The 20,863-nt window shown below is 67.8% G+C and carries 24 protein-coding genes and 1 tRNA gene; 16 read left to right on the top strand and 9 right to left on the bottom strand.

The window, feature by feature from the left end; genetic code table 11:
* Positions 1-4: 4 nt before the first annotated feature.
* The 6 genes from ACLBWH_RS17820 to uxuA all read left to right on the top strand — a co-directional run bounded on the left by ACLBWH_RS17820 (position 5) and on the right by uxuA (position 8,142).
* The gene (locus ACLBWH_RS17820; RefSeq protein WP_447800188.1) at positions 5-1,477 is read left to right on the top strand and encodes a flavin-containing monooxygenase; all 1,473 of its coding nucleotides are present in this window, start codon (positions 5-7) and stop codon (positions 1,475-1,477) included.
* Positions 1,478-1,829: 352 nt separating this feature from the next.
* The gene (locus ACLBWH_RS17815; protein ID WP_447800186.1) at positions 1,830-3,110 is read left to right on the top strand and encodes an EAL domain-containing protein; all 1,281 of its coding nucleotides are present in this window, start codon (positions 1,830-1,832) and stop codon (positions 3,108-3,110) included.
* Positions 3,111-3,112: 2 nt separating this feature from the next.
* Entirely contained in the window at positions 3,113-5,533 is a 2,421-nt protein-coding gene (locus ACLBWH_RS17810) for an ATP-binding protein (protein ID WP_447800185.1), read from the top strand.
* A gap of 55 nt (positions 5,534-5,588) precedes the next feature.
* Positions 5,589-5,978 (top strand): response regulator, encoded by a 390-nt coding sequence (locus ACLBWH_RS17805; protein WP_322848997.1) that lies wholly within the window; start codon positions 5,589-5,591, stop codon positions 5,976-5,978.
* A 95-nt stretch (positions 5,979-6,073) separates the two neighbouring features.
* Positions 6,074-6,871 carry a FadR/GntR family transcriptional regulator gene (locus ACLBWH_RS17800; protein ID WP_447800183.1) on the top strand — a complete coding sequence of 266 codons (798 nt, stop codon included), beginning with the start codon at positions 6,074-6,076 and terminating at the stop codon, positions 6,869-6,871.
* A 95-nt stretch (positions 6,872-6,966) separates the two neighbouring features.
* Positions 6,967-8,142 carry a mannonate dehydratase gene (gene uxuA, locus ACLBWH_RS17795; protein ID WP_447800182.1) on the top strand — a complete coding sequence of 392 codons (1,176 nt, stop codon included), beginning with the start codon at positions 6,967-6,969 and terminating at the stop codon, positions 8,140-8,142.
* A gap of 424 nt (positions 8,143-8,566) precedes the next feature.
* Here uxuA and ACLBWH_RS17790 read toward each other — a convergent pair whose 3' ends face one another.
* Positions 8,567-9,418, bottom strand: coding sequence for a class I SAM-dependent methyltransferase (locus ACLBWH_RS17790; protein ID WP_447800181.1), 852 nt, complete (start codon positions 9,416-9,418; stop codon positions 8,567-8,569).
* A gap of 42 nt (positions 9,419-9,460) precedes the next feature.
* Here ACLBWH_RS17790 and ACLBWH_RS17785 point away from each other — a divergent pair, with 42 nt between their 5' ends.
* The 6 genes from ACLBWH_RS17785 to ACLBWH_RS17760 all read left to right on the top strand — a co-directional run bounded on the left by ACLBWH_RS17785 (position 9,461) and on the right by ACLBWH_RS17760 (position 12,249).
* Positions 9,461-10,240: a double zinc ribbon domain-containing protein gene (locus tag ACLBWH_RS17785; RefSeq protein WP_447800179.1), complete on the top strand. Its 780-nt coding sequence runs from the start codon at positions 9,461-9,463 to the stop codon at positions 10,238-10,240.
* Between the two features lie 31 nt (positions 10,241-10,271).
* Entirely contained in the window at positions 10,272-10,529 is a 258-nt protein-coding gene (grxC, locus tag ACLBWH_RS17780) for a glutaredoxin 3 (RefSeq protein ID WP_322849002.1), read from the top strand.
* On the top strand, positions 10,526-11,347 hold the full coding sequence (locus ACLBWH_RS17775) for a carbon-nitrogen hydrolase family protein (protein WP_322849003.1): 822 nt from the start codon (positions 10,526-10,528) through the stop codon (positions 11,345-11,347). The genes grxC and ACLBWH_RS17775 overlap by 4 nt, the downstream gene beginning before the upstream one ends.
* Positions 11,344-11,775, top strand: a complete 432-nt coding sequence (locus tag ACLBWH_RS17770) for a DUF1178 family protein (protein ID WP_322849004.1) — start codon at positions 11,344-11,346, stop codon at positions 11,773-11,775. Before ACLBWH_RS17775 ends, ACLBWH_RS17770 begins: the two co-directional genes overlap by 4 nt.
* A 43-nt stretch (positions 11,776-11,818) precedes the next feature.
* Positions 11,819-11,895, top strand: a tRNA-Arg gene (locus ACLBWH_RS17765).
* 129 nt (positions 11,896-12,024) lie between these two features.
* The gene (locus ACLBWH_RS17760; protein WP_447800178.1) at positions 12,025-12,249 is read left to right on the top strand and encodes a hypothetical protein; all 225 of its coding nucleotides are present in this window, start codon (positions 12,025-12,027) and stop codon (positions 12,247-12,249) included.
* Between the two features lie 111 nt (positions 12,250-12,360).
* Here ACLBWH_RS17760 and ACLBWH_RS17755 read toward each other — a convergent pair whose 3' ends face one another.
* Together ACLBWH_RS17755 and ACLBWH_RS17750 are read right to left on the bottom strand one after the other, a co-directional pair.
* A complete protein-coding gene (locus ACLBWH_RS17755; RefSeq protein ID WP_038661921.1) occupies positions 12,361-12,621 on the bottom strand; it encodes an SWIB/MDM2 domain-containing protein in 261 nt (86 codons plus the stop codon).
* A gap of 47 nt (positions 12,622-12,668) precedes the next feature.
* Entirely contained in the window at positions 12,669-12,872 is a 204-nt protein-coding gene (locus ACLBWH_RS17750) for a hypervirulence associated TUDOR domain-containing protein (RefSeq protein WP_322849007.1), read from the bottom strand.
* Positions 12,873-13,017: 145 nt separating this feature from the next.
* On the opposite strand from ACLBWH_RS17750, the gene folE reads away from it, so the two are divergent.
* The 3 genes from folE to ACLBWH_RS17735 are packed head-to-tail and all read left to right on the top strand — an operon-like array spanning position 13,018 to position 14,724.
* Positions 13,018-13,638: a GTP cyclohydrolase I FolE gene (gene folE / locus ACLBWH_RS17745; protein WP_322849008.1), complete on the top strand. Its 621-nt coding sequence runs from the start codon at positions 13,018-13,020 to the stop codon at positions 13,636-13,638.
* Positions 13,632-14,381 carry an SDR family oxidoreductase gene (locus ACLBWH_RS17740; RefSeq protein WP_447800176.1) on the top strand — a complete coding sequence of 250 codons (750 nt, stop codon included), beginning with the start codon at positions 13,632-13,634 and terminating at the stop codon, positions 14,379-14,381. The genes folE and ACLBWH_RS17740 overlap by 7 nt, the downstream gene beginning before the upstream one ends.
* Positions 14,374-14,724 (top strand): dihydroneopterin aldolase, encoded by a 351-nt coding sequence (locus ACLBWH_RS17735; RefSeq protein WP_322849010.1) that lies wholly within the window; start codon positions 14,374-14,376, stop codon positions 14,722-14,724. The genes ACLBWH_RS17740 and ACLBWH_RS17735 overlap by 8 nt, the downstream gene beginning before the upstream one ends.
* Positions 14,725-14,750: 26 nt before the next feature.
* Here the strand turns inward: ACLBWH_RS17735 and ACLBWH_RS17730 are convergent, their stop codons facing one another.
* The 3 genes from ACLBWH_RS17730 to leuA form a co-directional block, all read right to left on the bottom strand.
* Positions 14,751-15,254 (bottom strand): isochorismatase family protein, encoded by a 504-nt coding sequence (locus tag ACLBWH_RS17730; RefSeq protein WP_447800175.1) that lies wholly within the window; start codon positions 15,252-15,254, stop codon positions 14,751-14,753.
* A gap of 287 nt (positions 15,255-15,541) precedes the next feature.
* Positions 15,542-15,757: a hypothetical protein gene (locus ACLBWH_RS17725; RefSeq protein WP_447800173.1), complete on the bottom strand. Its 216-nt coding sequence runs from the start codon at positions 15,755-15,757 to the stop codon at positions 15,542-15,544.
* A gap of 285 nt (positions 15,758-16,042) precedes the next feature.
* Positions 16,043-17,698: a 2-isopropylmalate synthase gene (leuA, locus tag ACLBWH_RS17720; RefSeq protein WP_447800172.1), complete on the bottom strand. Its 1,656-nt coding sequence runs from the start codon at positions 17,696-17,698 to the stop codon at positions 16,043-16,045.
* 282 nt (positions 17,699-17,980) lie between these two features.
* On the opposite strand from leuA, the gene ACLBWH_RS17715 reads away from it, so the two are divergent.
* Positions 17,981-18,376, top strand: a complete 396-nt coding sequence (locus tag ACLBWH_RS17715; protein ID WP_447800171.1) for a BLUF domain-containing protein — start codon at positions 17,981-17,983, stop codon at positions 18,374-18,376.
* A 20-nt stretch (positions 18,377-18,396) separates the two neighbouring features.
* Here the strand turns inward: ACLBWH_RS17715 and ACLBWH_RS17710 are convergent, their stop codons facing one another.
* From ACLBWH_RS17710 to ilvN, 3 genes are all read right to left on the bottom strand, one after another.
* Positions 18,397-19,014, bottom strand: a complete 618-nt coding sequence (locus ACLBWH_RS17710) for a YceI family protein (RefSeq protein ID WP_322849016.1) — start codon at positions 19,012-19,014, stop codon at positions 18,397-18,399.
* A 248-nt stretch (positions 19,015-19,262) separates the two neighbouring features.
* Positions 19,263-20,282 (bottom strand): ketol-acid reductoisomerase, encoded by a 1,020-nt coding sequence (gene ilvC, locus ACLBWH_RS17705; protein ID WP_447800170.1) that lies wholly within the window; start codon positions 20,280-20,282, stop codon positions 19,263-19,265.
* Positions 20,283-20,327: 45 nt separating this feature from the next.
* Entirely contained in the window at positions 20,328-20,843 is a 516-nt protein-coding gene (gene ilvN, locus ACLBWH_RS17700) for an acetolactate synthase small subunit (protein WP_322849018.1), read from the bottom strand.
* Positions 20,844-20,863 lie beyond the last annotated feature (20 nt).

Raw genomic sequence — 20,863 nt, 5'->3', positions numbered from 1 at the left:
GGCGATGGCCGAGCACGTCGATGTCCTCGTGGTCGGTGCCGGGATTTCCGGCATCGGCCAGGGCTATCACCTGCAACGCCGCTGCCCCGACCGTAGCTATCTGATCCTCGAAGCCCGGCCGACGCTCGGCGGCACCTGGGACCTGTTCCGTTATCCCGGCATCCGCTCGGACAGCGACATGCATACGCTCGGCTTCTCCTTCCATCCCTGGACGGACGACCGCTCGATCGCCAGCGGGGCGACGATCCGCAGCTATGTCGAGGAGGCGGCGCGCGCGCATGGCATCGATCGCCACATCCGCTTCGGCCACCGCGTCATCACCGCCGCCTGGTCGACCGAGGCGGCGCGCTGGACGATCGAGGCGGCCGGCCCCGACGGCGAACCGCGGGTGTTCACCTGCAATTTCCTGTGCATGTGTTCGGGCTATTACGATTACGCCCGGGGCTTCACACCCGACTTCTCCGATGCCGAGCGGTTCGGCGGTACGATCGTCCATCCGCAATTCTGGCCCGACGGCCTTTCTTATGCGGGCAAGCGGATCGTCGTGATCGGCAGCGGTGCGACCGCGATGACGCTGGTACCCGAACTCGCCCGGCAGGCGGCGCACGTCACCATGTTGCAGCGCTCGCCGACCTATGTCGTGTCGCGCCCGGCGGAAGATCGCCTCGCCAACTGGCTGCGCGCGCGGCTGCCCGGCAAGGCTGCTTATCGCCTCACCCGCTGGAAGAACGTGCTGACCAGCATGGTCTATTACCGGCTCGCGAAGACCCGCCCTGCACAATTCCGGGCACGTCTGCTGGCGATGGTCCGCGGCCATCTCGGCCCCGATTATGATATTGAGCGGCATTTCACGCCGCGCTACGATCCGTGGGACCAAAGGCTCTGCCTCGTCCCCGACGCCGATCTGTTCGCCAGCCTCAAGCGCGGCGACGCCTCGGTGGTGACCGGGACGATCGAGCGTTTCACCGAAACGGGTATCCGCCTCGACTCAGGCGAGGAACTTCCCGCCGACGTGATCGTCACCGCGACCGGACTGCGGCTGCAATGGCTGAGCGACATCCGCTTCACGCGCGACGGCGCACCGATCGCGTTCGACAAGACCCTGCAATATAAGGGGATGATGTTCTCGGACGTGCCGAATCTCGCTTACACCTTCGGCTATACCAACGCATCGTGGACGCTGAAGGCGGAGCTGGTGGCGACCTATGTCTGCCGGTTGCTCAACACGATGCGCCAGCGCGGCCTGCGTCAGGCGACGCCGCGGCTGCGCGATCCGGCGATGGCGACCGAACCCTTCGTAGATTTTACCTCTGGGTACATCCAGCGCGCGGCGCATCTCCTGCCGCAGCAGGGCTCGCGCAAGCCGTGGAAGCTCAACCAGAATTATGTGCTGGATGTGGTCGCGCTGCGGTTCGGCTCGATCGATGACGACATGGTCTTCGACAATCCGGAGCCCGGCCGGCGCGACGCCGCCTGATCGTTCGCCGGCGGCCCGTCAGGGGAGGGCGATGACCCTCGAACGCGAAACGGCCCGGCCCGTGCAATCCCGCCGACCAGCGACAGAGAACGACACGGCCCGGGCCGCGAAGGCGGTTACCAGGGCTTGATGTTAACCGAAATGGCCGCGAGGACGAGTGCGAAAACTACCGACATGCTAATCTCCCTTATCGTGGCATCTCCAGGATGCGTAATTTCCTTAACCTGATGTTAAGCATTTAACAATCCGTCCCGCAGCCGCTTAGATGGCTCATGCGCGATTAATCTTATCTTCAAACCTGATGGCTTACCCCGAGCCCATGACCGTCGCGCACCGCTCGGAAACCGTGGAAATGCTGGCTTCCCGTGCCAAGACGGGGGCACAGCGGACGACCGATCCGGCGTTCCGCTTCCAGCTGATCGCGGAAATCGCCAATTTCATCGAACTACGCCGCCGCCTCGGCTGCGCCCGCGCCGAACTGCTCGTCGGCCTCGTTGCCGACCGAGTCGCGCGGGTGCTGCCGACCGCCAGCGTCGCCGTGCTTGGCCGGACCCAGGTCGCCAGCGGTTTCCGCGACGGCGACCGGGCCGCGGTCGATCGCAACATCGTCGCGATCGAAAAAGCGTTCGAACAGGCCTTCATCCTCGACGATCAGCAGGTCACCATCCGCCTGACCTTCGGTGCCGCCGCCGCACCCGCCGCCAATCTCGATGAAGTGGCACTGATCGAGGAAGCGGAGAATGCCCTCGCCGAGGCACGCACCGCTTATCATACGGTGACCCACGCGGTCGCGCCGCGGTCGACGTTCGACGTGCTGCAAGTTGCGCGTGACCTCGACCAGGCGATCGATCGCGACGAATTGGTGCTGCACTATCAGCCCAAGGTGCACGTCCGCCATCAGGAGATCCGCAGCGCCGAGGCGTTGGTGCGCTGGCATCATCCCGAACGCGGCCTCGTGATGCCCAACGATTTCATCTCGGTCGCCGAAGAATGTATGCTGATCGACCGCATGACCCTGTGGACGATCCGTCGTGCGATCGAGGATCAGCGGACCCTCGCCGCGCGCGGCCATGATCTCCGCCTGTTCATCAACATCGCCGGCCAGTTGCTCGCCGACAGCGCCTTCGTCCGCGCCGCCTGCGATCTCGTCGGCGGCAGCGACGCCAAGCTCGGCTTCGAGATCACCGAAACGTCGGTGATCCGCGATCCCGCTAGCGCGATCGCCAATCTCCAGATCTTTGCGGATTTCGGCATCACGATCGCGATCGACGATTATGGTGCCGGCCTGTCCTCGCTCGCCTATCTCAAGCAATTGCCGGCGCGCGAGCTCAAGATCGACAAGCTGTTCGTCACCCAGCTCACCAGCTCCAACCGCGATCCGTTGATCGTCCGTTCGACCATCGATCTCGCCCACGCGCTGGAGATGGAAGTGGTCGCCGAAGGCGTGGAGACGCATGCCGCATTGGCGCTGCTCACCGTGATGGGCTGCGACATGGTGCAGGGCTTCCTGATCAGCCGCCCCGTCGTGCTCGAATCCTTGATCCAATATCTCGACGAAGGGCGCCACCGCGCGCCGGCACCCGATCCGCTCGCGGGCTTCGGCGGCTTCGCCGCTACCCGACGCGTCGTCTGACGATGCGCCGCTGGCCCTGGCGGTCGTGGCTGGCGGTCGGCCTGCTCGCGCTGGCGCCGGTTTCGGCAACGGCGGATGTCTTCGATACGCTTGTGGTTGACGCCAAGACGGCGATGCTCAGCGATCCCCACCGTACCGCCGATCGCGCGCTCGCTGCCGAACGCCTCGCCGATCGCGAGCCGCCGTCGCGTCAGCGTGCGCTCCGGCAAGCAACCGCCAACTGGCTGCGCGGCGAGGCGCTGATGCGGCTCAACGACGTCGGCGCCGCCGAACCACTGATCGAAAAGGCGGTGACGTTGTCGTCACGGCTGGCACCGGGATCGGAATTGCAAGGCGACGCATTGCTCGCCAGCGGCTGGATTCATACCGTACATGCCGATGTTGCTCGTGCGCTCAGCGACTATCAACGCGCGCACGGCATCTTTCAGGCTTTGGGCAATACGCGTAGCCAAGCCAAGGCATTGCAGTCGATCGGGTCGCTCTACGCCGACGCCAACGATCAGGCGAGCGCGCTTCGCTATTATGATCAGGCGCTTGCACTCTACCGTTCGGATCCGATGCTGGCGCTGACGCTCTACAACAACCGCGGCAACTCGCTGAAGGACCTCGGCCGTTACCGCGAGGCGGCGCAGCAGTTCCGCAATGGCCTGGCGCTTACCGAACGGATCAACAGCCCGTTGCTGCGCGTGCTGATCCTCGGCAACATCGCCGAGGCGCGGCTGATGGACAAGGATGTCGCCGGGGCGCAGCGTGCGATCGACCAGGGGCTGCAACTGTCGACCCGCGGCGAGGCGGCGGGGTTTCGCAAGACGCTGATCGGCCTCGACGCGCAGGCCGCCTATCAGCGCGGCAATATCCCCAAGGCCTTGGCGCTGATCGCCGAACGGTTCGACGGCGAGGATATCGACCGCACCACCTTGATCGATCGCGAGGCGCATCGCACCGCCTACACCATCTATCGCGCCGCCGACCGGCCCGAATTGGCGTTGCGTCATCTCGTCGCCTTGAAGCGGCTCGACGACGAATCGACCGCGCTCGCCCGCTCGACCAGCGCGGCGCTGATGGCGGCGCGGTTCGATTTCGCCAATCAGGAACTCAAGATCGCCAGCCTGCAGCGCGACGAGGCCCGCCGCAACGTCGCCTACGAACAGGCGCGCACCCGTACGCAGCGCAACATCTTCCTCGGCGTCGTCGCCTCGACCATCCTCGCGATCGGTCTGCTCGGCATCGGCCTGATCACCCTGCGCCGCAGCCGCAACGAAGTCCGCGCCGCCAACAACGACCTCGCCGTCACCAACACCGCGCTCGGCAAGGCATTGGCTGCCAAGACCGAATTCCTCGCCACCACCAGCCACGAAATCCGCACGCCGCTCAACGGCATCCTCGGCATGACGCAGGTGATGCTCGCCGACGCGCGGATCGGCGGCAGCACGCGCGACCGGCTCAGCGTCGTGTACAGCGCCGGCGTGACGATGCGCACTCTGGTCGACGACATCCTCGACGTCGCCAAGATGGAAACCGGCAACCTCACGGTCGAGGACGCGCCGTTCGACCTGCGCGCGATGATCACCGAATCGACCCGCTTGTGGCAGGACCAGGCGGAGGCAAAGGGTATCGCGTTCCACCGCGACATCGCGGCGTGCCCGACGATGATCCAGGGGGACGCTGCGCGGTTGCGGCAGATCGTGTTCAATCTGATGTCGAACGCGCTCAAGTTCACGACGGAGGGCAGCGTGACGTTGCACGTGTCCGCGGTTGGCGACGACCGCCTGCGGATCGTCGTCGCCGATACCGGCATCGGCATCCCGGCCGAGACGCGCGAGGCGATCTTCGAATCCTTCCGTCAGGCGGACACCAGCACCACCCGCCGCTTCGGCGGCACCGGCCTGGGCCTGTCGATCTGCCGCAACCTCGCGCGCGCGATGGGCGGCGACGTCACCGTCACCAGCGTGATGGGCGAGGGGTCGCGGTTCATCGTCGATCTGCCGCTGGTCCGTGCCGAGGCCGCGACCGCGCCGGCCGATGCCGCGGCTGGCACCGCGGGGATGCTGGTGCTCGACCGCAACCCGATCACGCGCAGCATGCTGCGGACGCTGATGACGCCGCACGCCGGCGCGGTAATGGTCAGCGCGACGCTGGACGAGGCATTCGCCGCGCTCGCCACGACGCGGTTCGACCAACTGCTGGTCGACGCGTCTGCGCTCGGCGAGCCCGACGAAGCCCGCGTCGGCTTGCGAAAACTGGCCGATGCGGCCGCTGCTGCGGACATGACGATCCTCTGGCCGAACGCCGGGGATGCCGATCGATGCACGTCCGAAACGGATGCAGCATTCCGTAACGTTATCAAACCGGTCAGTGGTTCGACATTGGTCGCATTCCTCTATCCCGCGCGCCATGTGGCGCTTGTGTCGCAGGCGGCATGAAGCGTAGACGCATTAGCATGCCATCGCTGATCCCACCGACCCCGCAGCCCTCCCGATGAACGTCCTGTTCATCGAAGACGACCGGATGAACCGCCGCGTCGTCAGGGACATGCTCGATGTCGCGGGGGTCACGATGATGGAGGCGGAAAGCGCGGAGGATGGACTGAGCGCGATCGACGCGCAGGATTTCGACATGCTGCTGATCGACCTGCGCATGCCCGGCATGGACGGCATCACCGCGATCGGCCACATCCGCGCACGGCCCGACGGCAAGGCGGCGGTGCCGATCATCGTCATCACCGCCGACACCGCGCTCGACCTGCGCGAGCGCTGCATCGCCGCGGGTGCGGACGAAGTGCTGTTCAAGCCGGTCGCGATGGACGCGCTGTTCGAGGCGATGGGCCGCATCCTGGCGCGAGATGCCGACGGCGGGATGCTCGTCTGACCGGTTCCGGTTCGAATCGCGTGCAGCGCGGCCTTTCCATACGCTTGCCTCTCGTAGTAATGAGGACGCTCAGCCCGCTTTAATTGGTAAGTCCGATGCCCAAGCCGACCATCCGCCGCCCTTCGAAGGTCGATCTCGGCAAGGAGAGCGCCACCAACGATCGCCTGTATCAGCGCCTCGCCCGCAAGCTGTTCGACCAGCTCGCCTCGGGCGCGTTCGCGATCGGCGACCGCCTGCCCGCCGAACGCGAACTCGCGATCGAATATGGCGCCAGCCGCCCGGCGGTGCGCGAGGCGCTGATCGCGCTGGAAGTGCAGGGGTTCATCGAAGTCCGCGTCGGCTCGGGCGCCTATGTCTGCCGCCTGCCCGGTCAGGGCGAGGAACCCGGCTTCGCGATCACCGCGTTCGAACTCACCGAGGTGCGGCTGATGTTCGAGGGCGAGGCGGCGGCACTCGCGGCGTTGCACGTCACCGACGACCAGATCGACCGGCTCGATGCGCTGGTCGCAGCGATGGCCACCGAAAACCTGCTGCCCGAGGTGACCGAGGAGGCGGATCGCGATTTCCACCTGACCATCGCTGCCGCCACCCGCAACGCCGGCGTGCTGCGCACGATCGAGGATCTGTGGCATCTGCGCTCGACCTCGCCCGAATGCGCGTTGCTCCACGCCAAGGCGCGCAATGCCAAGGTGCGCCCGGTGGTCGAGGAACATGCCGCGATCATCGACGCGCTCCGCGCGCGCGATGCCAATGCAGCCCGCGCCGCGATGCGTGCGCATCTGTCGGCGGTGATGGATCATCTGCTGTTCCGCACCGAGGAACTCGCGGTCGAGGAGGTGCGCCGCTCGCTCGCCAGCACGCGCCGGCGCTACGGCGCCTTGCCCGCCGCCTGATGCAAAGCGGCAAACCGCACGCTTCTATGTTGTCAGACCAATCATCGCGCTGCTAGTCACCCCAACCAATCAAGACGGGGATGGCGGCGACGATGATGATGACCCAGACCATGCGGTGGTTTGGCCCGAACGATCCGGTGCCGCTCGCCGCGATCCGGCAGGCCGGCGCGACCGGGGTGGTCACCGCGCTGCACGACATCCCCAACGGCGACGCCTGGCCCGACGATGCGATCGCCGCCCGCAAGCGGATCATCGAGGACGCCGGCCTCGACTGGACGGTGGTCGAGAGCCTGCCCGTCGCCGAGGGGATCAAGACCCGGTCGGCGGACTGGGATCGCCTGATCGAGGCCTATGCGATCAGCCTTCGCCGCCTCGCCGCGCATGGCATCGATGTGGTGACCTACAATTTCATGCCGTTGCTCGACTGGACGCGGACCGACCTCGGCTGGGAATTGCCCGATGGCGCCCGCGCGCTGCGCTTCGAGCTGCACGCGCTCGCCGCCTACGACCTCCATCTCCTGCGCCGACCGGGTGCGGAGGCGGACTATTCCCCCGCGGTTGTCGCCGCGGCGGCGCAGCGCTTCGCCGCGCTGGACGAGGCGGGCCGCCACCGGCTGGAACGGACGATCATCGCCGGCCTGCCGGGCAGTGAGGAAAGCTTCACTTCGGCCGAGCTGCTGCGCCGGATCGGCAGCTATACCGCGATCGACGCCGACCGGTTGCGCGCCAACCACATCGCCTTCCTCGCGGCGGTCTGTCCGATCGCCGAGGCCGAGGGGATCCGGCTCGTCGTCCATCCCGACGATCCGCCGTTCCCGATCTTCGGCCTGCCGCGGGTGGTCAGCACCGAAGCGGACGTCACCGCGCTGTTCGCCGCGGTGCCGTCGCCGGCCAACGGCCTGTGCTTCTGCAGCGGTTCGCTCGGCGTGCGCGCCGACAACGATCTACCCGGGATGGTCCGGCGCCTGGGCGAGCGTATCGGCTTCCTCCACCTCCGCTCGGTGCAACGCGAGCCGGATGGTGCGTTCCACGAGGCCGGGCATCTCCGCGGCGACGCCGACATGGCGGGAATCGTCGCGGCGGTGGTCGATCTGCAACAACGGACCGGCCGCGCACTGCCGATGCGCCCCGACCACGGCCACCAGATGGTCGACGACCTGCACAAAAGTACCAACCCCGGCTATTCGCTGATCGGCCGCCTGCGCGGTCTCGCCGAACTGCGCGGTCTCGAAGCCGGGCTGATCCACGCCCGCGAGGCGGGAAGGGTTTGAGATAAGGGGCTTGTAGGCACAGGCCGTCGAGACCGTCTTGGGGTTCGCCCTGAGTCTCACGGTGTTTCGACAAGCTCGGCACCAACCGGGGAAGAATGCAGAAGAAAGGCTGTGTTCGCGCGGAGGCGCGGAGGCGCTGAGAGGAATCGCGTGGGGCTGCGTGGCGCTGTCATCGCATCGCCGATGGGAAGAGCCGCTAGCGCGGCAAGCGCAACACCTCCGCGCCTCCGCGTGAACACTGCTCTCCCCCGTTCGGCCGGATCGACCCATCCAATTCCTCCCCCGCCAGGGGGAGGTGGCATGCCGAAGGCATGACGGAGGGGGAGGTAAGCGACGACCTCGGTTCCGTGTCCTCCCCCTCCGTCACGGCTTCGCCGCGCCACCTCCCCCTGGCGGGGGAGGAATTCGACTGAGCCCTAAATGTCTAATCGGCCTTTGGCGGCGAAGACGGCACGCGCAGTGCGGCGGCCAGCGACGAGGTGGCGCTGCCGCGTCGCGCCGGCTTGGGTTGCGAGGCGTCGGGCGCCCAGCCGGTGAGGAAGACGATCGAGAAGCGCTCCGTGGTCCGCCCGTCCGGCCCCGCCGCCGCCGCGAACGCCGCCGCGGTCCGCGCCAGCGTGCCGCGCGTCATCGCCGAGCGACCGATCAGGATGTTACTCGCCGCCATGCCCCGCAAATCGTCGAGCAGCCGGCCGAAGCTCGCATAGCGGACGTCGAACGTCTCGATATCGGCGACCGGCAGCGCGAAGCCGGCGCGCATCAGCAGGTCGCCCGCGGACCGCACGTCGATCTGCGGATGCAGCCGCGCCGCCGGCCGCTCGCCTTCCGCGATGCGCAGCGCCGCGCGCAGCGCGGGCAGGCTGCCGCCGCCGAGGAACGCGCCGAGGAACAGTCCGTCGGGCCGCAGCACCCGCCGGATCAGCGTCAGCGCGCCCGGCAAATCGTTGACCTGATCGAGCACGCCCGCGCTCAGCACCGCATCGAAACTGCCGTCGGCGAACGGCAGCCGCTCCTCGTCGCCCTGCACGCCGCCGGCGGCCTGCGCGAAGCGGAAACCGGGATCGACGCGTGCGATCCGCGCACCGGGAACGACGATGCTGCGGTCGGGCACGCCGATGTCGAGCACGTCGGTGAATGCGCGCTTCACCGCGTCGAGCCGTTCGAGCAGCCCCTCGACCATGACGTCGCGCAGGAAGGCGTGGTCGGGATAGCCGTCGGCGGCGCGGTCGCGGCGCAGGCGGCGGGCAGGGCGGTCGAAGATGGCATTGGCGTTCACCGCCCGGCTTGTGCCTGTTGCGGCGGTGCGCGACAAGCGGGCATGCGGACGATCGGCGCGGGCGGGCTGACAGCGATCGCGGCGCGCGGCCGCCGGGCGCTGGCGTTGCTGCTCGGTCCGATCGCCGGCGCGGCGCTGCCGCCGCGCTGCCCCGGCTGCGGGACGCCGGTCGCCGCCGACCACCGTTTCTGCGCGACATGCTGGGGCGGGTTGCGCTGGCTGACCCCACCGTGGTGCGCCGCATGCAGCCGGCCGTTCGCGCATGACCGCGGCGCCGACGCACGCTGCGCCGCCTGCCTCGCCGATCCGCCGCGCCATGCCGGCATCCGCGCCGCCGTCGCTTATGGACCAGTGGCGCGGCGGCTGGCGCTCAAGCTGAAATATGGCGGCCGGATTGGTATCGCCGCGACGATGGCGGAGCGGATGGCGCCGACGCTGCCGCCCGGCATCGACCTGCTCGTGCCGGTGCCGTTGCACCGCTGGCGATTGTGGAGCCGCGGTTTCAATCAGGCGGCGCTGATCGCCGCCGCGGTCCGGCGGCGCACCGGCATCGCGCACGATCCGTTCGCGCTGGTCCGCCGCCGCGCCACGGTGCCGCTGCGCGCGCTCGGTCGCGGTCGTCGGCGGCAGGCGGTCGCCGGCGCGTTCGCGGTGCCCGATCCGGCGCGGGTGGCGGGCCGGACGATCGCGCTGGTCGACGACGTCTATACCAGCGGCGCCACCGCCGCCGCCTGTACGCAGGCGCTGCTGCGCGCCGGGGCCGCCGCGGTGGTGGTGCTGTGCTGGGCACGGGTGGTCGGCTCGGGGGCGGCGGGCGATTGACAAGCCGGTCCTCAGCCCACACCTCAAGCCCATGGCAAAGGTCGAAATCTACACCAAGGCATATTGTCCCTATTGCACGCGCGCGATGGCGTTGCTGGCATCCAAGGGCGTTGCGCCGCAGGAACATGACATCTCGCTCGGCGGGCCGCAGCGGCAGGAGATGATCCAGCGCGCCAACGGCCGCACCACCGTGCCGCAGGTGTTCATCGACGGCACGCATATCGGCGGCTCGGACGATCTCGCCGCGCTCAACGCGCGCGGAGGATTGGACCCGCTGCTCGCCGCATGAGGATCGCGCTGCTGCAGATGACGAGCGGGATCGATCCCGCCGTCAATGCCGCGGACATGCGCCACGGCATCACCGCCGCGGCCGCCAACGGCGCCGGCATGGTGTTCCTGCCCGAGATGGCGGGGCTGATCGATCGCGACCGCGCGCGTGCCGCCGCGTCGATCCACGCCGAGGCCGACGATCCGGTGCTCGCCAGCGTCCGCGAGACCGCCGCGGTCGCCGGCCTGTGGGTGCATGTCGGCTCGCTGGCGGTGCGTCGCGACGATGGCCGCTACGCCAACCGCAGCTTCGTCATCGATGCCGCGGGCGAGATCCGCGCGCGCTACGACAAGCTCCATTTGTTCGACGTCGACCTGCCGACCGGCGAAAGCTGGCGCGAATCCGCGGCCTATGCGCCCGGTGACGCCGCGGTGGTGGTCGATACGCCGGTCGGGCCGATGGGCCTGTCGATCTGCTACGACCTGCGCTTTCCCGCGCTTTATGCCGCGCTCGCCGCGGCGGGCGCGCAGATGCTCGCGATCCCCGCGGCCTTCACCCGCCCAACCGGCGCGGCGCATTGGCATGCGCTGATGCGCGCCCGCGCGATCGAGACCGGCTGTTTCGTCGTTGCCGCGGCGCAGGCCGGTGCGCATGCGGATGGCCGCACCACCTACGGCCATTCGCTGGTTATCGATCCGTGGGGCGACGTGCTGCTCGACATGGGCGAGGCGCGCGGGCTGGGGCTCGCCGAGATCGACCCGGCGCGCGTCGCCGATGTCCGCGCCCGTATCCCGGTGCTCGACCATGCCCGCGCGATCCCGCCGGTCACCCGCGCGTGATCGTCTTCGACCTGCGCTGCGGGCTGGATCACGTCTTCGAGGCGTGGTTCGCGTCGAGCGCGGCCTATGATGCGCAGGCGGCGGCGGGGCTGCTCGCCTGTCCCATGTGCGGCGACACCGCGGTCGCCAAGGCGCTGATGGCGCCGAGCATTCCGGCCAAGGGCAACCGCCGCGCCGATCTGCCGCCGGCCGCGGCGATCAAGGCGGCGCTGCGTGAGATCGCCGCCGACCAGGCCAGGACGCTCGCCACCTCGTCCTGGGTCGGCGGCGACTTCGCGACGCGGGCGCGCGCGATGCACGACGGCGACGAGGTCGTCCGCCCGATCCATGGCCAGGCCAGCCTCGCCGAGGCGAAGGCGCTGGTCGCGGACGGCGTGCCGGTGGCGCCGTTGCTCTGCCCGGTGGTGCCGCCCGAAAAGACCAATTGAGCCGCTGGACCCGCCGGGCGCCGCCCGGTATCAGACGCACAGTGGCCCCGTAGCTCAGCCGGATAGAGCGCCAGATTCCTAATCTGTAGGTCGCGCGTTCGAATCGCGCCGGGGTCACCATTCCCGTCATCGTCGATCCCGCCGCGGTGTGACGCCATCGGTCCGGATCGGCCCGGCTTGCATCCGGCCGTCGTGCGGCGCATAGCGCGCCCGCTGGGGTCGCCGGGGGGCGATCGCCCGGACTGCAAAATGCCGGCAACAATCCGCTGCTACGTCGGCAGCCGGATCAGCCACTTGGGGATGAATATGATCAGCCAGACGATCAGCGCGCCGGCGCCGGCCAAGGCCGATTCGCCCGCGCTCGGCGGATCGCGAATCAAGCCGCTCGCCTTCTGGCTCTATGTGCTGGTCGGGGTGGTGATGATCATCGCCTCGGCGATCGCGCTGCCGTTCATGCCGGCCCGCTCGCGCTGAGCCGGCGCCGCGGCGCACCGCGGCTCATCCCGATCGATCGCTTGTTATTGACGTCGGGAGCATCGCCGGCCGCAAGTGGCGCGATGCTCCCGATCGAAAGTCGTGTGGGGTTCAGGCCTTCACGTGCTGCGAAATGTACTTGTTCATCTCGAACATCGTGCACTTGTCGCGGCCGAACACCTTCTGCAGCTTGTCGTCTGCAAGGATTTCGCGCTTGTTCTCAGGGTTCTGCAGGTTGTTGGACTTGATATATTCCCACACCTTGCTGATCACCTGGCTGCGCGGCAGCTTCTCGTTGCCGACGATCGCGCCCAGCTCCGGGGAGGGCTGAACGGGCGCGTGGATGCCGCCGGTCTTGGTAGTCGTAGCCATCGCATTCCTTCCTGCTCGCACCCGGTCGATCCCGGGTGCTCTAAACGTTACGCTTTCTTCAGCGCGGTCGCCTTGTGCGCTGCCTTTCCCCCGTTGTCACTCTCTACGATATATTGGGGGTCGTCCTTCGATGCGCGGACGGTATGGCCCTTGATCTCGGTGTCGCTCGTCTGCTTCTTCTGGACCGTGCCGTGCGCGGTGCCGCCATGGCTGTTCCAGGTCACGTCGTCGCCCTTCTTGAGGTCCGCCATCGTCTCTCTCCGTTCGTTACGCCCGCAACAGCGCGCGGATGCGGCAAAGGGTTGCACGCGCTGCGGCGGGGCGGTTGGACGCGTTGCCGAAACGAACTTATGACAGGCCGATGCCACCACCGGCGGCAGGATCAAGGAACGCAGCATGACCGATCAGCACGACGCGCCGGACGAGGGCACCACCGCCGCAACCGGCGACGCGCCGGTCGTCCCCACCGAGGTCGCCGAGGCGATCCGCACGCTGATCCGCTGGGCCGGCGACGATCCCGGCCGCGAAGGGCTGATCGACACGCCGCGCCGCGTCGCCAAGGCGTGGAAGGAATATTGCGCCGGCTATGCCGACGATCCCGCCCGCCATTTGTCGCGCGTGTTCGAGGAGGTCGGCGGCTATGACGAGATCGTGCTGCTCAAGGACATTCCGTTCCAATCGCATTGCGAACACCATATGGCGCCGATCATCGGCAAGGCGCACATCGCCTATCTGCCGCGCGACCATGTCGTCGGGATCAGCAAGCTCGCCCGCGTGCTGCACGGCTTCGCCCGCCGGTTGCAGGTGCAGGAACGGCTTACCGCAGAGGTCGCCGACTGCATCTGGGACAATCTCAAGCCGCAGGGGGTCGCGGTGGTGATCGAGGCGAGCCACGCCTGCATGACCGCGCGCGGCGTCCGCACGCCGGGCGTGTCGATGGTGACCAGCCGGATGATGGGCGTGTTCCGCGACGACGACCGCAGCCGCAAGGAAGTGCTGGCGCTGATGGGATGCTGACCCGCACCGTCCTCGTCACCGGTGGCGCGAAGCGGCTCGGCGCGGCGATCGCGCGCGCCTGCGCCGCCGCCGGCTGGCGCGTGGTGGTGCATTACGGCGCCTCCGCCGCCGAGGCGCAGGCGCTGGCGGCGGACCTGGGCGGCGCGGCCGTGCACGGCGACCTCGCCGATCCCGCAGGCGCCGCCGCGCTGTTCGCCCGCGCCCGCGACGCCGCCGGCGGGCCGATCGCGGCACTGGTCAACAGCGCCTCGCTCTTCGCCTACGACCGGCCCGAGGCGATCGACCCCGCGCTGGCGGCACGGCTCCACGCGATCAACGCAGTGACCCCGGCGATGCTCGCCGCCGCACTCGCCGCGCAGGACGACCTCGCCGACGGCGCGGTGGTCAACCTGCTCGACCAGAAGCTCGCCAATCCCAATCCCGATTTCTTCAGTTACTCGCTCAGCAAATACGCGCTGGCCGGCGCGACCGAGATGCTCGCGCAGGCGCTGGCGCCCAAGGTCCGCGTCAATGCAGTCGCACCGGGCATCACCCTGCCGAGCGGCGACCAGAGCGAGGCGGATTTCGCCGCCGTCGCCGCCGACAATCTGCTGCGTCGCCCGGTCGGCGCGGCGGCGGTCGCCGGGGCGGTGGTCTATCTGCTCGACGCGCGCAGCGTCACCGGCCAGACGCTCTACGTCGATTGCGGCCAGCGTTTCCTGCGCCGCGACGGCGACGTGATGTTCGAGGGACGCGATGGCTGATTATACCACGATCCTCGACGGGCTCGAGGTCGCGATGCGCCTCGGCATCCACCCGCACGAGGCGGCGCCGCAGCGCGTCCGCCTGTCGGTGTGGATGACGGTCGCTTATCCCGCGCCGCCGGGCGCCGACGGCATCGACGAGGTGCTCGACTATGACTTCCTGCGCGACGGCATCCTCGCGATGGCCGCCGGCCCCGGCTTCGCGTTGCAGGAGACGTTGGTCGAGGCGATCGCCACGCTCTGCCTCGCCGACCCGCGCGTCCGCGAGGTCCGCGTCCGCTCGCTCAAGCCCGACGTCTATCCGGACGCCGCAGTCGGCTGCGAGATCGTCCGCACCCGCTGACCCCGCACCTCCCGTCCCCGAAAGGCTCAGAGCCAGACGTCGGCCGCGCTGCTGACGATCGTCTTCGATTCCAGCGCGCCGAGCGCGATCCGGTGTACGACCTCGATCGGCGCGGTGCAGAGATCGCCCACCACCTGCACCCGCAACCCCTCGGCCGCGCGCGACAGCGCGGTGAACACCACGCAATTCTGCATCATCATGCCCCCGACGATCAGCGCGTCGATCCCCGTCAGATGCTGCGCGAGATCGGTATCCTGAAACGCATCGGCATGCTGCTTGACGACGACCGGAGCGTCTCCCGCGGCGGCGAGGATCGCGGGACGGATCTCGGCCCCGGCGCTGCCCCGCACGAACGGCCCGGCGGCAGCCGCCGATTCGTGCCGGACGAGGATCACCCGATCCCCCTGCGCCCGCGCCCGCCCGATCGCCGCAACGATCCTCGCCTCGACCGCCTCCGGCTCCCACAACGGCAGCACGCCGCCCGGAAAATAGTCGTTCTGGATGTCGACAACGAGAAACGCACGGGCCATGTGACGCTCCGGACTTTAGTGGAGGGAAGCTATCGGTTTGTGGAGATTTGCGCAATGATTTTAGAGAATGAGTATTCCACGAGTAATAAGAATGACTTGATCGCCCCACTGAAAAACAGGTACTTATCCGTATTGTAGCAAAAATATTCTTCATACCCACACCGTCACCCCGGACTTGTTCTAGGGTCTACCCTGCGGCTAGGAGATGGGCTTGAGGCGACACGATATCCTTGTCGCCTCCGCATGAGCCGGAGAGACGGGATCAGCACCATCGTCGTCAACCGCCCTCAACGCACGCGCGGGGTCTTGGCCCGCATCTCCGGCCCCTTCCGCGGCCGGCAGGTCCGCAGCTTCGGCTGGCAGGCGATGCCGATGTCCGAACACACCGTCTTGCCGTCCTTGGCGGTGCACGCGCGGCAGACCTTCGCCACGTCGGTACAGACCTGCGGCGTGGCGAGCGCCAGTGCGACGATCATCAGCATGATGCGCTTCTCCAGCAGCAAGACCTTCGAACCCGCGCCAGACTAACGCACCGTGCGAGACAAGCAACTACGGCCTGTCCTACATGCTGCGGCAAGGCTAATATCCTCTCCGGCTCTTTCTCATCGGCTTGATGCCGAACGATATATTTCCGGCGCTAGGCGATCCTCGCCGCACCCGGCGCGCGACTCGGTGACGCGATAGGTGCAGGAATGGAAACGATCGGGGTGGATCGTTTCCATTCAGGTGTCCATGTTGTCCATGTCGTCCGGCACCGCATGCGCCGACCCCCGCGGGCGGCGGCGCGGTCAGGCGCGGTTGGCGGCGCTCAGCACCGCGCGGACGCTGGCGGTGGCGATGTCGGTATCCATACCGACGCCGAACACGATGCGTCCGTCGGCGGTGCGGCATTCGACATAGGCGGCCGCCTGCGCGTCGGCGCCGTGACCGATCGCATGCTCGCTGTAATCCACCACGTCGAGCGCCGGCCCGGTCTCGCCGAGCGCGGCGATCACGCCCGAGATCAGGCCGTTGCCGCGGCCCGAGATCGACCGCTCCTCGCCGTCGACCGCGACCCGGCCGACGAACAGCCGGTCGCCCGCGCTGCCGCTCTCGTCATAATCGCGCAGCACGAACCGGTCGGTCGGACGCGGCAGATAGGTCGCCTCGAACCGGCCCCAGATGTCGGCGGCGCCGAGTTCGCGGCTGGTCTCGTCGGCCAGCGCCTGGACGTGACGGCTGAAATCCGCCTGCAAGCGCTTGGGCAGCTTCAGCCCCTTGTCCTGCTCGATCACCCAGGCGACGCCGCCCTTGCCGCTTTGCGAATTGACGCGGATCACCGCCTCGTAGCTGCGGCCGAGATCGGCGGGATCGATCGGCAGATACGGGACCTCCCACAATTCGTCATTGCGCGCGGCCTGTGCGGCGAACCCCTTCTTGATCGCGTCCTGATGGCTGCCCGAAAAGGCGGTGAACACCAGATCGCCGGCATAGGGCGTGCGCGGATGCACCGGGATATTGGTGCAATAATTGATCGTGTTGACGATGCCGTCGATGTCCGACAGGTCGAGGCCCGGCGCCACGCCCTGCGTGTACATGTTGAGCGCGACGGTCACGAGGTCGCAATTGCCGGTACGCTCGCCATTGCCGAGCAGGCAGCCCTCGACGCGGTCGGCCCCCGCCATCAGTCCCAGTTCCGCCGCGGCGACGCCGGTGCCGCGATCGTTGTGCGTGTGGAGCGAGATCACCACCGCGTCGCGATTGGGGATGTTGCGGCCGAACCATTCGATCTGGTCGGCATAGACGTTGGGCGTCGCGCATTCGACCGTCGCGGGCAGGTTGAAGATGATCGGTCTGTCCGCGGTCGGCTGGAGCACGTCCATCACTGCGGCGCAGACCTCGAGCGAGAAATCGAGTTCGGCGGTCGAGAAGGTCTCGGGGCTGTATTCGAAGCGCCAGTCGGTGTCGGGGCGCTTGGCGGCTTCGTCGCGCAGCACCTTGACGCCCTCGATCGCGATCCGCTTCACCTCGTCGCGGGTCATGCCGAACACGATCTTGCGCCACGCCGGCGACACCGCGTTGTAGAGATGGACGATCGCCTGTTTCGCGCCGTCGAGGCTGGCGAAGCTGGTCTCGATCAGGTCGCGGCGCGACTGGGTGAGCACCTGCACGAACACGTCGTCGGGGATGCGGCCGGTCTTCACCAGCCCGCTGATGAAATCGAACTCGGTGGCGCCCGCCGAGGGGAAGCCGACCTCGATCTCCTTGAGGCCGACCTTGACGAGCAGGTCGAACAAGCGCGTCTTCTTCTCGGCGTCCATCGGGTCGATGAGCGCCTGGTTGCCGTCGCGCAGGTCGGTGGACAGCCAGCGCGGCGCGCGGGTGATGACGCGCGACGGCCATTGCCGGTCGGGCAGGTCGATGGTCGGGAAGGCACGGTATTTGGTCGAAGGATCGCGGAGCATGACTGGTCCCGTCTGGAGGCCGCGGACCATCGGGTCGCACGCGGCAGGGTGGCGCTGAAGCGTTATCCGGCCCTTAGGGAAGCGTGCACGAGCAACCGCCGCCCTAAGGGCGGATAAGTCGCAGAAGAAGGGCGGTGCGGTCCATATCGGAGCGGTTCATGGCCGAGGCGGTTCGGCTTGTCCACCCGTCGCATCGCCGTTGACGCTGCGTTAAGCCTCTCCGGGGTAGCCCGGGATGAGACGGCGAAACCTCTCATTAACATATGTTTTGAAGGGCTTAGGATGCGTCAGCTCGTCTATATCAGCAGCGTGCGAAAACCGGCAGATGTCGATCCTGCGACGATCCTTGCGCAGTCGCGCCGCAACAACGCGCGGGCGCGGGTGACGGGCCTGCTGTTCTTCGACGGCAAGCGCTTCCTTCAGGCGCTGGAGGGCGACGAGGCGACGGTCGACGCCACGTTCGCGCGCATCCAGGCGGATGCCCGGCATCATGCTCTGGTCGTGCTGTCGAACCGGCGTATCGAGGAACGCGAGTTCGGCGAATGGGCGATGGCCTATCAGGCGCCGGGCGAGGACGGCGGCGATCCGCTGGAACGGATCGGCAAGCTCACCGCGAACGCCGACCCGGCGGTGCGGGCGACGTTCGCGGGTTTCGCCAAGGTGCGACGCGCGGCCTGACCGGTCGCGCGCCGGCCCGGTTATTGCGCGGCGAAGGCGGCGTGGATGTGGAGCTTGACCTCGTCCGACACGACCGGCGCATAGGCGCCGACGCCGAAGTCGCTGCGCTTGATCGTCGCGGTGCCGTTGAAGCCGAAGTTGAGCTTCTTGCTCATCGGGTTGGCGCCCGCACCGATGAAGCTCGCGTCGATCGTCACCGGCTTGGTCTGGTCCTTGATCGTCAGATTGCCGGTGATCGTCGCCTTGTTGCCGCCGCGCGGCGTGACGCTGGTCGAGACGAAGCGCGCGGTCGGATATTTGGCGGCGTCGAAGAAGTCGGGCGACTGGAGGTGCTTGGCGAATGGCGCCGCGGTGACGGCGAGGTCGGCGATCTGGAACGTCACGTCGACCTTGGCGGCGGCAGGCTTGGCGGGATCGACGGTGATCGAGCCGCTCGCGGCGCCGAACATGCCTTCGAGGATCGAGAAGCCCATGTGGTTGACCTCCCACGACACCTGCGTGTGCGCGGGATCGACCTGATAGGTGCCGGCCGGCACCTTCGCGGTCGGCTGGCCCGGCTGGCCGGGGGCGGTCGGGATGATCTGGGCGACGGCGGGGACGGCGGCCGTTGCGAGCACGGCGGCGAGGATGAGGCGCATGGGAAGCTCCGAATAGATGTTTCGGAGGTTTAACCACGGGTTTGTGACAATCGGAAGAGGCAAAGCCGAAACGGATCGTTCCAATTACCATTCCTTGCCCGCCACGGGGAGGTGGCAGCGCGCGGCGCTGACGGAGGGGGAGGAAAGGCGGGAGCCTCGTTGTCGAAACGTCCCGTATCCTCTCCCTCCACCACCACGCTGACGCGTGGCGGTCCCCCTCCCCCTGGCGGGGGAGGAGCTGTACGACGTCAGTTCTTGTCCTTGTCGACCAGCTTGTTGGCGCCGATCCACGGCATCATCGCGCGCAGCTCGGTGCCGACCTTCTCGATCGGATGCGCGGCGGCCTGCTTGCGCGCCGCCTTCAGCTCGGGCTGGCCGGCGCGGTTGTCGAGGACGAAGTTCTTGACGAAACGGCCCGACTGGATGTCGGCGAGCACGCGCTTCATCTCCTTCTTGGTCTCGTCGGTGATGATCCGCGGGCCGGTGGTGATGTCGCCATATTCGGCGGTGTTGCTGATCGAATAGCGCATGTTGGCGATGCCGCCCTCATAGAGCAGGTCGACGATCAGCTTGGTCTCGTGAAGGCACTCGAAATAGGCCATCTCGGGGGCGTAACCCGCCTCGGTCAGCGTCTCGAAACCCGCCTGGATCAGATGGGTGATGCCGCCGCACAGCACCGCCTGCTCGCCGAACAGGTCGGTTTCGCATTCCTCGCGGAAGTTGGTTTCGATGATTCCCGAACGACCGCCGCCGACGCCGCTGGCATAAGCGAGCGCGACGTCATGCGCGTTGCCGCTGGCGTCCTGATGGATCGCGATCAGGCAGGGCACGCCGCCGCCGCGGACATATTCGCTGCGCACGGTGTGGCCCGGGCCCTTGGGGGCGATCATGATGACGTCGATGTCCGCGGGCGGCTCGATCAGGCCGAAATGCACGTTGAGGCCATGGGCGAAGGCGAGCGCCGCGCCGGGCTTCATATTGCCCTTGAGGTCCGCATCCCAGATCGCCGCCTGATGCTCGTCGGGGGCGAGGATCATGACGATGTCGGCCCATTGCGCCGCTTCCTTGTTCGACTTGACCGCGAAGCCGGCATCGATCGCCTTCTTGGCGGTCGCCGACCCCTCGCGCAGCGCGATCGCGACGTCCTTGACGCCCGAATCGCGCAGGTTCTGCGCGTGAGCATGACCCTGGCTTCCGTAGCCGACGATGGCGATCTTCTTGTCGGTGATCAGGTTCAGATCGGCGTCGCGATCGTAATAGACTTTCATGCTTCTTCCTTTCGTCACCGCCGGTGACGGGGTGGTGGGTAAAATTCAGGCCGCCTCGCGGCCGCGCGAAATGGCGACGATGCCGGTGCGGGCGACCTCGATCAGGCCGACCTCGCTCATCAGCTCGACGAACTTGTCGATCTTCTCGATCGAGCCCGTCACCTCGAAGACGAAGCTGGTGGTGGTCGCATCGACCACGCGGGCGCGATAGACGTCGGCGAGGCGCAGCGCCTCGATCCGGTGATCGCCGGTGCCGGCGACCTTGATCAGCGCCAGTTCGCGCTCGACGTGGGCGCCCTGCGCGGTGAGGTCGGTGACTTTGTGGACGGGCACCAGCCGGTCGAGCTGCGCGATGATCTGTTCCATCGTCGCCGGCGAGGCGCTGGTGACGATGGTGATGCGGCTGACCGTCTTGTCGGCGGTGATCTCGCTGACGGTCAGGCTCTCGATATTATAGCCGCGTGCGGTGAACAGGCCGGCGATGCGGGCGAGGATGCCCGGCTCGTTGTCGACGATCACCGCCAGCGTATGGCGTTCGGCAGCTTCGGTCTTGATATGCATCCGCATCGTCACCCCGGCAA

Source organism: Sphingomonas sp. M6A6_1c, from assembly GCF_053345135.1.
This window is presented reverse-complemented; position numbering and strand designations above follow the sequence as displayed.

Excerpts from the sequence above, each read along its gene's own strand:
- ACLBWH_RS17820 (WP_447800188.1), top strand. The coding sequence starts at position 5 with ATGGCCGAGCACGTCGATGTCCTCGTGGTCGGTGCCGGGATTTCCGGC.
- ACLBWH_RS17815 (WP_447800186.1), top strand. The coding sequence starts at position 1,830 with ATGCTGGCTTCCCGTGCCAAGACGGGGGCACAGCGGACGACCGATCCG.
- ACLBWH_RS17810 (WP_447800185.1), top strand. The coding sequence starts at position 3,113 with ATGCGCCGCTGGCCCTGGCGGTCGTGGCTGGCGGTCGGCCTGCTCGCG.
- ACLBWH_RS17805 (WP_322848997.1), top strand. The coding sequence starts at position 5,589 with ATGAACGTCCTGTTCATCGAAGACGACCGGATGAACCGCCGCGTCGTC.
- ACLBWH_RS17800 (WP_447800183.1), top strand. The coding sequence starts at position 6,074 with ATGCCCAAGCCGACCATCCGCCGCCCTTCGAAGGTCGATCTCGGCAAG.
- uxuA (WP_447800182.1), top strand. The coding sequence starts at position 6,967 with ATGATGACCCAGACCATGCGGTGGTTTGGCCCGAACGATCCGGTGCCG.
- ACLBWH_RS17785 (WP_447800179.1), top strand. The coding sequence starts at position 9,461 with ATGCGGACGATCGGCGCGGGCGGGCTGACAGCGATCGCGGCGCGCGGC.
- grxC (WP_322849002.1), top strand. The coding sequence starts at position 10,272 with ATGGCAAAGGTCGAAATCTACACCAAGGCATATTGTCCCTATTGCACG.
- ACLBWH_RS17775 (WP_322849003.1), top strand. The coding sequence starts at position 10,526 with ATGAGGATCGCGCTGCTGCAGATGACGAGCGGGATCGATCCCGCCGTC.
- ACLBWH_RS17760 (WP_447800178.1), top strand. The coding sequence starts at position 12,025 with ATGCCGGCAACAATCCGCTGCTACGTCGGCAGCCGGATCAGCCACTTG.
- ACLBWH_RS17755 (WP_038661921.1), bottom strand. The coding sequence starts at position 12,621 with ATGGCTACGACTACCAAGACCGGCGGCATCCACGCGCCCGTTCAGCCC.
- ACLBWH_RS17750 (WP_322849007.1), bottom strand. The coding sequence starts at position 12,872 with ATGGCGGACCTCAAGAAGGGCGACGACGTGACCTGGAACAGCCATGGC.
- folE (WP_322849008.1), top strand. The coding sequence starts at position 13,018 with ATGACCGATCAGCACGACGCGCCGGACGAGGGCACCACCGCCGCAACC.
- ACLBWH_RS17740 (WP_447800176.1), top strand. The coding sequence starts at position 13,632 with ATGCTGACCCGCACCGTCCTCGTCACCGGTGGCGCGAAGCGGCTCGGC.
- ACLBWH_RS17735 (WP_322849010.1), top strand. The coding sequence starts at position 14,374 with ATGGCTGATTATACCACGATCCTCGACGGGCTCGAGGTCGCGATGCGC.
- ACLBWH_RS17730 (WP_447800175.1), bottom strand. The coding sequence starts at position 15,254 with ATGGCCCGTGCGTTTCTCGTTGTCGACATCCAGAACGACTATTTTCCG.
- leuA (WP_447800172.1), bottom strand. The coding sequence starts at position 17,698 with ATGCTCCGCGATCCTTCGACCAAATACCGTGCCTTCCCGACCATCGAC.
- ACLBWH_RS17715 (WP_447800171.1), top strand. The coding sequence starts at position 17,981 with ATGCGTCAGCTCGTCTATATCAGCAGCGTGCGAAAACCGGCAGATGTC.
- ACLBWH_RS17710 (WP_322849016.1), bottom strand. The coding sequence starts at position 19,014 with ATGCGCCTCATCCTCGCCGCCGTGCTCGCAACGGCCGCCGTCCCCGCC.
- ilvC (WP_447800170.1), bottom strand. The coding sequence starts at position 20,282 with ATGAAAGTCTATTACGATCGCGACGCCGATCTGAACCTGATCACCGAC.
- ilvN (WP_322849018.1), bottom strand. The coding sequence starts at position 20,843 with ATGCATATCAAGACCGAAGCTGCCGAACGCCATACGCTGGCGGTGATC.